Origin of the sequence: Brevundimonas sp. (assembly GCF_041911375.1) — a bacterium.
In the GTDB taxonomy this organism is placed as follows: domain Bacteria; phylum Pseudomonadota; class Alphaproteobacteria; order Caulobacterales; family Caulobacteraceae; genus Brevundimonas.
Window position 1 is genome coordinate 98,353 of sequence record NZ_JAYRPA010000018.1, and the last position, 11,597, is coordinate 109,949.

The following is an 11,597-nucleotide window of genomic DNA, read 5'->3' on the forward strand; positions in this document are numbered from 1 at the left end:
ATATTCCTTCTTCGACATCCAGGAGGAACGCGTCATGAACATTACACCGGAACACATTAGCGCCTTGGCGATCCTCATCACCGCGTTCTCTGGCCTGGTCTGGAGCTTACGCCGGAAACGATAGCATGAGGATGATCTGAACCTCGGAATCACCTGCATCGTCGGCATCGGATGTTTCAGCCGCCTTGCGACGTCTCCCCCTGGGAAGCAGGCAATCGGCCGCCGGTCACACATTGGGCAAGTTGATTACCTGACCGGCGTAGAAGCGATCAGGATCAAGTATGGTTGTTCGATTCAGCGCTAGAATCTCCGCCGTCCGCCCCGGGTCTCCGAGTTCCTGCGCGGCGATATCCGCGAGGCTGCGGGTTCCAGCCCTGATCGTGTAGCGACGAAGAGGTTGTCCTCTTCCATCAACCGCGGCTGGATAGTCGCCCTCAGCCTCGAAGCCCCCTCGGGCTATGAACTCCCACGGCTCGTAGCCCGCTGTCTGTTCGTCCATATCGCGCCTTAGTCTGTCCAAGGGCTTCGGCCTCCAACGCGCGAGATTTTGCCCCTCCGGGGCCGCCCAGCGGACAAGCGCGGCCTTTGAGATCTCGTGCATCGCAATGGGCCCGTCCCGGTCCCCCTTCGGGAGATTGCGCATCACCACGGAAGCTAGGTCCCAGGACTTCTTCTCAGGGTTGGAATTGCTTGTCGGCGATAGGACGTCGGGCCGGATGCCCCAGACCTTGGAATGGGGCGAGATGTCCAACCCCAGGCCCTGGCGCTTGGCACCCGCCCATACCCATTCCAGCGCCTCGTCCGACAGGCCACGGATTTCGCCCCCGCCGCCGACGGAGCCGTGGTCGCCGGGAAACCATTGTTGTTGATACGGCCGCTCGGGGTCATCCGGCGAGACTTCGCGCGCGGCGTTCAGTTCGTCGATGTTGTCCCAAGGGGTGACGTCGAATTTCTTGCGGCGCTCATCGATCGCGACCGCATGTCTGGCGGCCTCCACCGATGCGTGGAGGCGGTGATCGTGAAACTCCGCAGCGTCGTACTCGCCGTCTCTGTCATCATCCCCCAGCATAGGATCGCCAAGGGTTTTCACAGTGTCCCAGACTCCGATGTACTTAATTTTGAGCACCGGCAGGTCTGGAGCGCCCGCCGCGTCTTGGAACTTGGCCCGCCAGTCGCGGTCCTGCTCGCTGGCGCACAGATCCGGTGAGAACTCCGCTCGAAAACGGTTGATCTCGTCGAGCTCTTCAATAGCGGCCTTCTTCTCCCGCTGCTGATACAATGAAGCCGCGACGTGGATTTTGTCGGCGAAGCAGCTGTTCACCACTCCCACGTGCTGGAGCAAACCGGCGAAGGACCGAGCGGTGTAGGCACCCCTGGAAAATCCGAAGATGAAAATCTCATCGCCGGGTTCGTAGTTGAAGACTAGGAATTTGTAGCCTTCGACGACTCTCTGAAAGAGGCCCTCGCCCGTGGCCCCGCCGACCAGTTTATCCTTCCAGCCTCCTGTCCCGACGCCCTCGTCGTAGTAGACGATTTGAGAGACGCCCCTGTGCAGGTTCTTCACCGCCGACGCCGTTATCGCCACGTTGGTGGCGTGCGGACGGTCGAGGGTATTCCCGGTGCCGTCGAAACAAAACACCAATCGCTTCATCATCCCCTCCCAACCGTTAGACAACGCCGTTCACCATAGATGCCGCCCAGGATACATCAACCCTCGCCCCCTGGTTGCCGGCTTCTAATCACGCGCGCGGTCAGCTACCGCCATAGCGGCGTCCGGAGCCGGGTGCCGAAGGTTCCGAGCGTTAGACCGTCGAAGGCTGGGCTTGGAGCCTCTTCCGAGCCGGACGTCGGATTCCGGGCGCAGAGCAAATGCCTACTACTGGCGTCATGCGGCCTTTGAGCGGAATGTGGATGCGACCAAACGGTCGATCATGATTGAACTGAATCTGGCTTAGAATTAACGCCGGATACTCGCCCCTCCGTCCGCACTGAATATTGCAAAGAACATATATTACAGCTGACCGACACATTCCGTCCGTAAGCAAAATTATTACTTTGGACTCTTGGCTAATGGCCTGCGAAACTCCCGCCCGTCCAGCGGTGAGTCCTATGCGATGCTCTTATTAGATCGCGCTTCGCCTCGCCCATAGCAGTGCCGGAGGAAGACGTGAGGCCGCCCTAAGAAATCCAACAATATCCGTCGCCTAGAGGCGGAAACAACAAAACCCGGGGCTGCCACCCCGGGCTTCTGTTGGGAACCAAGCAAGGTCCCTTCGTTTGACGACGATGGGCAGAGCATCTCCCCAATGAGATACGAAGTCAACGGCCTTCCAAGTCAGGCCGGCCGTCTTCGCTTGCACGGTTCCCAACTTCATCAAAATCCATGGAGTTGAGGATGACAAACATCGCTCATAACCCTCGCACGCCTGCCATTATGCAGGCGGATACCTTGGCGCATGCGTTGGAGCAGGTCGCAACGCCTGCCGTTACAACATGGTGCTGGGAGGCCCTGGCGGCTTCCGCCACTTTGGTGATCACGCCAAAGGGCCAGCCGATCCGCACCATCATTACTGGTCGCCGACGCATCACGACGGGCGCCTACGCCAGCAGGAAAGCCGGCCGGGCGTTCCCGTTTGAAGGAATGAACGAGCGCGCATTCCTGATGCACAGTGAGGTCGACACAGCCGTCGTCGACTACCGAGCGCAGCCATTTCGGTTCGAGTTCGTCCTCGACGGCGAGAAGCGGACTTACATAGCCGACGCCGTACGCTTGCTCGATAGCGGCTTGGTGGAAGTCGTCGAGATCAAGAATGATCGGCGTTTCCAGAAGGATCCCAACTACGCGCTCAAACTCGATTGTGTAGCCGAAGTTTGTCGCCAGATCGGGTGGCGCTTCCGGGTGATGTATCGTGAAGCGCTATTCAAGCCCCGGATACGTTTCGACAACGTCCAGGACGTTCAATCCTGGCGGCTTGCCAACTACGGCGAGATGGATGTGTACCGCGTGCTCGACCGTCTGGATGCCTGCGGTAGGCATGCCCTTGGATCACTGGCTGATCTCATCGGTGGCCGGCCCGTCGGAATGGCCAAGTTGAAGGCGATGATGGTTGGCCGGATCGTTCGCATCGACCTTTCGGAACGGCTCAGCATCGATAGCGAGGTCGTAGCAGTCAGCTCGCAGCCCCCCGTCGGTCCGCTGGAGGCAGTCCAATGATCGACATTCAGCTGAAGACCGGCGAGCTCTGGGAGATCGACGGTGAGCGCCACTATCTCGAGCAGGTGATGGGCGGCGGCTTCCTACTGCTGCGCTCCGAGCGCACATCCGCACCCTACCAGGTGGACGTCGGGGACGGCGGGGTCGTGTCGCCCACCATGGCGTGGCTTAAGGCGCAGATAGCTTCTGGGTCGGCTCGACGCATCGACGCGGTCGGCGGTTCGAAAGCTCGAAGAATCGCGGAGCGCCGAGAGGACTCCTTCGAAGCGATCCTTGCGCGAGACCCCCGTGCGTTCGTTCGCCAAGCAGTACTGATCGGTCTGGACCGCATGGGTCATTATTCGCGCAGCGACCAAGGCTTGAGGCGAGCAGTCGCCTCGATTTGGAAGGCTAAGCCGCTGCAGTTGGGCAAGCATCGGCAACCTGCTCCCTCGACCGTCCGGCGATGGCTAAACGACCGTGGGGCTCCGGGACTACGTCAGCTTCGGTCGATGACTAGCATGTCTAGCCGCGTACCTCGATCACTGCGCCTCGCTCCAAGTATCCACCGTCAGATGCATCGATGCGCTATGGCTTATTGGGCCGAGCGAGGGACCAGCATCGGCGAAGCGTACGCACGCCTTTGTACGAGAGTTGCCAGGATCAATAGGTGGCTTGGCCGTCACGAACGCCGGGTGTTGGCGGTTCCCAGCAAGGAAAGCTTTCGCCTCCACGTACGATTGACCGAGTGCTGGGAGACGGTCGCCGCCAAGTACGGGCCAAAGGAGGCCGACAAGCGTTTCAAAGCCTGCGGGAAGGGGCTGGTGTCCAACCGCCCGCTGTTACTGGGCGCGATGGATCACACGATCCTGGACTGCTTCGCAGTGATCAACGCCAAGGGGTGGAGGCTGCTAGGACGGCCTACGTTGACTGTCCTCATCGACGTTCATTCTCGCTGCATCGTCGGGTGGGTCCTGTCATTCGAACCTCCATCTCTCTTCGCAGTGATGGAGTGCATCAAGCGGGCCAACCGCCCCAAGCTTCACCTTCGCGAGCAATATCCCGACAATCCCGAACTGGAGGACATTTTCGGCAAGTTTGACGAGATCGTTGTCGACAACGGGTGGGAGTTTTCGGGCACATCGTTCGAAGCAGCGATGACAGACATCGGTACGACCGTGAGGTGGGCGCCAACTCGCTCTCCAACCTACAAGGCCGTGGTCGAACGGTTTTTCGGCACGCTGAACTCGATGCTGAATCGCAAGCTCCCTGGAGGGACATTTCCAATCGCTCAACTACGCGCGTGGGAACTCGATCCGAGGAAGGACGCAGTCCTAACCCTGGATCAGCTGGAAAGGCTCATCTGGGCGACGATCAGCACCTATCACCTTCAGCAACACCGGACGCTCGGCGCCGCACCTGTGCGCATTTGGTCTGAAGGTGTTCGGGAATGCGGGATCCAGGTCATCAGCGATGAGCAGCAGCTCGACAAGATGGCTGGCGCTTACGAGACCCGTACACTTTCTAGGTCCGGCGTCTCCATCTTTAACTTGCAGTATCATGACCCAGCGATCACTGGCCCGCTTTTGGAGAAGCTAGCCGCTCGTGAGCCGGTTCGCAGTAAGGCTGAAGGCTCGGCCCGGGCCAAGGTGACGATCAAATACAATCCGGCCAACTTAGGTGAGATCCACGTTTGGGATGCTCCGGCTGGCCAGTACGTCACCTTGCCCTGCGCAGATCCTGAGTACGCGGGCGGCTTGTCCCTTTGGCGGCACCAACGGATCAGCGAATGGAAGCGCGAAGGGGGCGATGAGCGCGCCGCGAAGGAGGCGGAAGCGACCATCGCATTGAAGGATGCCTTCGAGGAGGCGTGGCCGGATGGTCAGCTCGGCCGACGCAAGCGTACCGCAGCGCGCCTGTTGTCCTCTCCTCGGATCCAGCAACTCGCAGGCAAGGGCATGAGGATCGCCTATGCGGAGCCGCGTCATGACGGCATGGCCCCCATCGTGCCCACCAACGCCCTCGCCAACGAGCGCTCAGACAACGGCATCAAGCCCGTCCGGCCACCTAGGGGAAGAAAGCGAAAGCCCGCTCACAGGCGGCCCCAGCAAACATCGTGTGAACCTGAGACAGGAGCATTTCCGGTGTTCGATCACGGGGGCGACGAATGGAAGGAATTCCAATGAGCGAGGATTTCACCGATCCGCCGTCGGGCGCTGACTTGAACGACTTCGTCGCCGAAAAAATTGACCGCTTCAGATCGATCTTCGTCCCCTACCCCAAGCACGTAGAGCTTCATGATCGCTTCGACTACCTGCAGAAGCTCGGTCGGAGAACCGTCGGCAAGCCGCAGATGGGACTGCGCATCCTTGCTCCCACCGGTTCGGGGAAATCCAAGGCAGCCGAGGCCTACATTGACTTAGTGCAGCGGCGGAGGCCTCGCACCGACACCTTCCTGCCGATCCTGAAGATCGACCTGGAGAAAGCTTGTACGTCCAAGAAACTTATGACGTCGATTCTCAACAAGTTCGGCGATCCGTATGTTGCGTACGGAAACGAGCTTACTCTCAAGCGGCGTGCTTTTGCCTGCATTGAACGATTTAGAACCGAGTTGCTGATCGTCGATGAGGTGCAGCATCTAAACTACCGCAACGGCCAAAACAACGATGTCACAGACACCCTAAAAGGCATGCTTGATGGCGGCGTTGTCCCGATGGTGTTCCTCGGCACCGAAGACGCCGAACAAATGTTCAAGTGCAACCTTCAGCTGAATGGTCGGCTCCTAGCGCCGTGCGATCTGGATCCTCTGAATAGCAAAAGTGCGGAAGATCGGCGTCTGTTCGCTGCATTTGTGGCGAAGCTGGAGGCCGTCATCGTCGCGCAGGATATACTCCCCGAACCTTCATGCCTCGGTGAGGCGGGACTTTTGCCCGGACTGTTTGAGGTCTCGCAAGGGGTCGTAGGCCGTGTATCTCGATTGTTTCTCGCGGCGCTGGATATCGCCATCCGGCGTGGCGCAACTAGGCTGGAACTGTACGACCTGGCGTTGGCCGTGGATCGCTGGGCCATCCCACAGGCCTTCGCCAAGACTAATCCGTTCCGAAAGTTGTCGGATGCCTAGCTCATCTGACTTGCTGCCGGAGACGGCGCGTCAGGAGACGGGGAAGAGCATGCTCTTCCCCGTAATGCCTGCGCCCGGGGAAACACTCCCGGGATACCTGCTTCGAAACGTAGAACCCAACTTCCTTCCGGGAATCCGGCCGATTTTCGGATCGGTCGGCCTAAACGTCACGTTAGCGGGAAACTGTATCGACAAGGTGGGGAAGGTCGCCGATCAGCTATTTGCAAGCTTCGCGGCGCCCCCAGATGCGTGGGCCCGACTGTGGGGCGTGGAGGGTCTGCAGGGCGGTCGCCGACGCCTCGGCGGTGTTTGGCTGACGCCCGGTCAAATAGAGAGCGGCATACGGCGTGTGCCCCCGCGACATGCAGCTGGCGACCCCGACCAAGCCATATGGATGGTTAAAGACCTGGGCTTTTGTCCGCGTACCTGGGAGTTGTTGATTAGTCAGTGCCCGAGACGTGGATGCCTACCCCTCACCTGGATGAGTGCAACCGCGCTCCACATCTGCGGTCATTGCAGAACGCCTGTCTCGGATGCCAAGCGCCAGACCGTACCTCGACAGGACCGCAGGGCGCTGACTTGGATTCTTGGGTTTTTCGGCGACGAAGCCGCGCAGGAGAGGTCGATGATGGCCTTGCCGCCAATCTACGCTGCTCGATGCCCAACAGACGTTTACGACTTGATCCTCGCCATCGCCCGCCCCCTTCGGGTGATGCGCGATCCGTCAATCCTTGGCCGCGTGAATCTGGAAGTCTGCGATGTCGCGGCGGCTGGCCAATTTCTCCTAGATTTTCACCGCGCGCACTGGGACCTTCATCAGCATGGTGCTGGCGTCGTGTCGGCGTTTCGCAAACGCCTCGAGACTCTGCTGCGGTTCCCGCTTAGGCCCGCAGTGAGAGCCGACGTCATTAAAATTCTGCAGTTTGGGCGGCCCGAAAAAGGCAACATAACGCCCGGCTGGGAGGCAACATGGCTTAGCACAACCCAGGCCGCTGGCTTGCTGCGGCTCGAGCGGCGGGACGTTAAGTTGCTCGCCAGTTCTGGTCTCCTGCCTGCTGAAGTGAAGATTGGAGGCGAGCGCCGTACGCACGGCTCATTCCAGAAAGTGCACGTGGACCGAATGCGCGATGAGCTGAGAGCACAAATGTCTCTGCGGGAGTTTCAATCACGCACCGGCATGCATCGTGCGGCGGTGGAACAGCTGCTTGGGCTCGGCATGCTAGCCGAAACGACGAGCGCTGCGGCACGGTTGGTTTATGACGGCCTTCACATCACCCGGGAAAGCGCCGAAGCTTTTCTAGACCAGCTGGCGCAGGCGGCGATGCCTGATGCTTCTGACGAGGACGTCCCTCTTCGAGAAGTCATGCAGGGCGTTGGAGGGAGGCCGAAGCCGTGGGGGCGGCTTCTTAGAGCAGCGCTAAACGGAGACCTTCCTGGAGGGCTGCGAGGCGGTCGCCCTGAGAATCGCGTCATCGACCTGAGAGTTCATCCGGTGACCGCGCGGCACATTCTCATGGGCGGCTCAGAAGGTGGGCACCCCTTCGCTTTTCAAGCGGGCGACCTTGCCGATTGGGGGCGTGAGGAAATGACGTCATCGGAGGTGGAAGAGCACCTCAACTGTACGGCTCAAGACGTTAGCTGGCTACGTTATCGCAAGTACCTCACACCGATGGTCGCCAAAGGTGCTACCCAATATGCCCGGCCAGAAGTCGAAGCACTGGGGCGGCGGCTGATCACAACGCGAGAGATCGCGGCCCGGATAGGGAAGTTGCCGGCTCAACTTTGGCCCGAGCTGCAGGCATTCAGCGCAGGCGGGAGCTTGGGGCACGGCTTTTACGACCGTGCTCTCATGGAGAGCTGGATGGTGGCCGGTCAATGAATGGCGAGGTCAAGCGTCGGAGCCGGCAGCGTCGAATTCTACATTGGGCTCAGAACGGGCGGTGCGCAGGATGTGGCGAGCCGATGAGCCTCAGACGGGGTTTTCCGCGAGATCGCCCCAGCTATCCGACCTATGATCACGTCGTGCCAAAATGCCGAGGCGGGGGCCATAGCCTGATCAATGGACTGCTTAAACACTTCGCCTGCAATACGCGACGAGGGTCTGATCCCCCGACCGGATGTGACCGCATCTGGCACGCATTGGTGTTAGCGCGACTGTACTCCCCTGCAGCTGCCGATCGATGGCGATTGGAGATGCACAAGCCCGCGACGTTCGTCGTTAAACGCCAGGGTAAGGATTGATGTCCAGCTCCGCGTCGTTGACGGGCGCGAGGCGCGCTCTGCGCATAAGCGGCATTCCCGGAACGCATCGACCGGATTGGCTCCGCGTGGTCTATCGAGAATTGTGCGCACGCCTTGATGGTTGTGCATTCTCGTGTGCTATCTCGCCGTATCGGGAGTAACGCATGAATCATCAGTCCATGTCGGCCTTTATCTGGTCGGTCGCCGATCTGCTCAGGGGCGATTACAGGCAGTCCGACTACGGCAAGGTGATCCTGCCGTTCACGGTTCTGCGCCGGCTGGACTGCGTGCTGGCGGCGACCAAGCCTGCTGTGCTGGCGGAGCTCGAGAAGCGGTCGGGAGAAGGCCTGAACCCAGAGCCGTTCCTGCTGCGCGCGGCGGGGCAGAGCTTCTACAATATCTCGCCGATGGATATGGCGAAGCTGATCGGCGACGCCGACCACATTGCCCAGAACCTTTACGCCTACATCCAGGCCTTCTCGCCGGCGGTCCGGGACATCTTCGAACGGTTCGAGTTCACGACCCAGATCGACCGGCTGGCCAAGGCGGGCTTGTTGTATCAGGTGGCCGAGAAGTTCGCCCGCATCGATCTTCACCCTGGCTCGGTCGACAACCACCAGATGGGCTTGGCCTTCGAGGAGCTGATCCGACGGTTCGCGGAACTCTCCAACGAGACCGCCGGGGAGCATTTCACCCCACGCGAGGTCATCAAGCTGATGGTGTCGCTGCTGTTCGTCGAGGACGACGACCTGCTGTCGAAACCCAGCGTGGTGCGGACCATCTATGACCCGACAGCCGGCACCGGCGGCATGCTGTCGGTGGCCGAGGACTATCTGGCGGGCCTCAACCCGACCGCGCGCCTGACCATGTTCGGCCAGGAACTGAACGACGAGTCCTACGCCATTTGCAAGGCGGACATGCTGATCAAGGGCCAAGAAGTCGCCAACATCATGCCGGGCAACACCCTGTCCAACGACGGCCATCCGACACGGAAGTTCGACTACATGCTGTCCAACCCGCCGTTCGGCGTGGAGTGGAAGAAGGTCGAGAAGGTCGTCCGCCAGGAGCATGAGCAACAGGGCTTCAACGGCCGGTTCGGGCCGGGCCTGCCCCGGGTGTCCGACGGGTCGCTGCTGTTCCTGATGCACCTGCTGTCGAAGATGCGGCCCGCCTCCGAGGGCGGCTGCCGGTTCGGCATCGTCCTGAACGGCTCGCCCCTATTCACCGGCGGCGCGGGTTCGGGCGAGAGCGAAATCCGGCGCTATTTGCTTGAAAGCGACCTGGTCGAAGCCATCGTCGCCCTGCCCACGGACATGTTCTACAACACCGGCATCGCCACCTATGTCTGGATCGTCTCGAACCGGAAGCCGGCGCGCCGCAAGGGCAAGCTGCAGCTGATCGACGCCAGCGTGTTCTGGCGGAAGATGCGCAAGAGCCTGGGCTCCAAGCGGCGCGAGATGTCCGACGACGACATCGCCATGGTGACGCGCCTGTTCGGCGGCTTCGAGGCGGCGCAGCTGGCGACCATGATCGACGCCGCCGGCAAGGAGATCGCGCGCGAGGTTGTGATCGATGGCGAGACCCCGCCCGCCGCACCCGAGGGCGTTAAGGTCAGGCTGCAGCCGCTTTCGCGCCTCTTCGACAACGAGGCCTTCGGCTATCGCACCATCACCGTCGAACGCCCCCTGCTGGACGACCAGGGCCAGCCTGTGGTCGGGCTGAAAGGCAAGGCCAAGGGCAAGCCCCAGCCGGACAGCACCCTGCGTGAGACCGAGAACGTGCCGCTGGCGGAGGACGTCGAGGCCTACTTCAAACGTGAGATTGTGCCCCACACCCCCGACGCCTGGATAGACGAAAGCAAGACAAAGGTCGGGTACGAAATCCCCTTTAACCGGCACTTCTACGTGTTCGAGCCGCCGCGTGACCTAGCCGAGATCGACGCCGACCTGCTGGCGGTGACCGACCGGATTAAGGCGATGATCGAGGGGCTGGCGGCGTGACTGTACCGAGGTACGAGAGTTATCGGGACTGCGGGGTCGAGTGGCTCGGAGTGGTGCCGAGCCACTGGGACGTCAAGTCGCTGAAGCGAGGCCTTCGGCTGGTTACGGAACGGACCGACCGACGTTCATGGGCGGTCGGGCTTGAGAACATTGAAAGTTGGTCTGGTCGCCTTGTGGAAACGGATTCCGACTTCGAGGGCGAAGGTGTGGGCTTCGAAGCGGGTGACATCCTCTACGGAAAGCTGCGCCCTTACCTATCGAAGGTCTACGTCACAGAGCGGCACGGCGAGGCCGTCGGCGATTTTCACGTGCTCCGCAGCGAAAAAACGGTGCTTCCACAGTTTGCAGCCTACCAACTGCGAACCCGTGAAGTCGTGTCTCAGCTGAACGGCTCGACCTTCGGCGCTCGGATGCCGAGGGTCGGATGGGAGTTCATGGGAGGCCTGCCGTTGGCGTTTCCCCCGCTCGAAGAACAGGCCGCCATTGCCGCCTTCCTCGACCGGGAGACGGGCAAGATCGATGCGCTGGTGGAGGCGCAGCGGCGGCTGATCGAGCTGCTGAAGGAGAAGCGCCAGGCCGTCATCTCCCACGCCGTCACCAAGGGCCTCGACCCCGCCGCTCCGATGAAAGACTCCGGCGTCGAATGGCTGGGCAAAGTGCCGGCGCATTGGGAGGTTTCACAAAGCCGAAGGCTCTTCGCGGTTCGAAGCGAGCCCGCGCTACCTGAAGACCAGATGCTTACCGCCTCCCAAAAGTACGGTGTTTTGCTTCAATCCGATTTCGTCGAGCGCGAAGGGCGAAGGGTCGTCGAAGTCATCATGGGCAAAGACAGCCTTCGACACGTCGAGCCAGACGATTTCATCATCAGCATGAGGAGCTTCCAAGGCGGCCTTGAGTGGTCGCGCTTGAGAGGTTGCACCAGCTTTCACTACGTCATGGTGACTCCCATCAAGTGGGTACATGCTGCGTTCTTCGCCTACCTGTTCAAGTGCCTGCCCTATATCCAAGCCTTGCGGTCTACGACGGACCTCATTCGTGATGG

General features: G+C 60.7%; 6 protein-coding genes and 1 pseudogene. 6 read left to right on the top strand and 1 reads right to left on the bottom strand.

Annotation, left to right across the window (positions count from 1 at the left end):
- Positions 1 to 226: 226 nt before the first annotated feature.
- Complete coding sequence (locus tag ACE3PU_RS03005; RefSeq protein WP_374386498.1) at positions 227 to 1,651, bottom strand: phospholipase effector Tle1 domain-containing protein; 1,425 nt, start codon at positions 1,649 to 1,651, stop codon at positions 227 to 229.
- Between the two features lie 744 nt (positions 1,652 to 2,395).
- Between ACE3PU_RS03005 and ACE3PU_RS03010 the strand changes: the two genes are divergently transcribed.
- The 6 genes and pseudogenes from ACE3PU_RS03010 to ACE3PU_RS03035 all read left to right on the top strand — a co-directional run.
- Positions 2,396 to 3,214 carry a TnsA endonuclease N-terminal domain-containing protein gene (locus tag ACE3PU_RS03010; RefSeq protein WP_374386500.1) on the top strand — a complete coding sequence of 273 codons (819 nt, stop codon included), beginning with the start codon at positions 2,396 to 2,398 and terminating at the stop codon, positions 3,212 to 3,214.
- Positions 3,211 to 5,379: a Mu transposase C-terminal domain-containing protein gene (locus tag ACE3PU_RS03015; RefSeq protein ID WP_374386502.1), complete on the top strand. Its 2,169-nt coding sequence runs from the start codon at positions 3,211 to 3,213 to the stop codon at positions 5,377 to 5,379. The genes ACE3PU_RS03010 and ACE3PU_RS03015 overlap by 4 nt, the downstream gene beginning before the upstream one ends.
- Entirely contained in the window at positions 5,376 to 6,314 is a 939-nt protein-coding gene (locus ACE3PU_RS03020) for a TniB family NTP-binding protein (protein WP_374386504.1), read from the top strand. The genes ACE3PU_RS03015 and ACE3PU_RS03020 overlap by 4 nt, the downstream gene beginning before the upstream one ends.
- A gap of 679 nt (positions 6,315 to 6,993) precedes the next feature.
- On the top strand, positions 6,994 to 8,193 hold the full coding sequence (locus tag ACE3PU_RS03025; protein ID WP_374386506.1) for a hypothetical protein: 1,200 nt from the start codon (positions 6,994 to 6,996) through the stop codon (positions 8,191 to 8,193).
- A 526-nt stretch (positions 8,194 to 8,719) separates the two neighbouring features.
- Entirely contained in the window at positions 8,720 to 10,555 is a 1,836-nt protein-coding gene (locus ACE3PU_RS03030; protein WP_374386508.1) for an N-6 DNA methylase, read from the top strand.
- 455 nt (positions 10,556 to 11,010) lie between these two features.
- Positions 11,011 to 11,124, top strand: a pseudogene (locus tag ACE3PU_RS03035) (hypothetical protein); the annotation flags it as partial.
- Between the last annotated feature and the right edge of the window lie 473 nt (positions 11,125 to 11,597).

Coding starts and splice junctions, on each gene's coding strand:
- ACE3PU_RS03005 (WP_374386498.1), bottom strand. CDS start 1,651: ATGAAGCGATTGGTGTTTTGTTTCGACGGCACCGGGAATACCCTCGAC.
- ACE3PU_RS03030 (WP_374386508.1), top strand. CDS start 8,720: ATGAATCATCAGTCCATGTCGGCCTTTATCTGGTCGGTCGCCGATCTG.
- ACE3PU_RS03020 (WP_374386504.1), top strand. CDS start 5,376: ATGAGCGAGGATTTCACCGATCCGCCGTCGGGCGCTGACTTGAACGAC.
- ACE3PU_RS03010 (WP_374386500.1), top strand. CDS start 2,396: ATGACAAACATCGCTCATAACCCTCGCACGCCTGCCATTATGCAGGCG.
- ACE3PU_RS03015 (WP_374386502.1), top strand. CDS start 3,211: ATGATCGACATTCAGCTGAAGACCGGCGAGCTCTGGGAGATCGACGGT.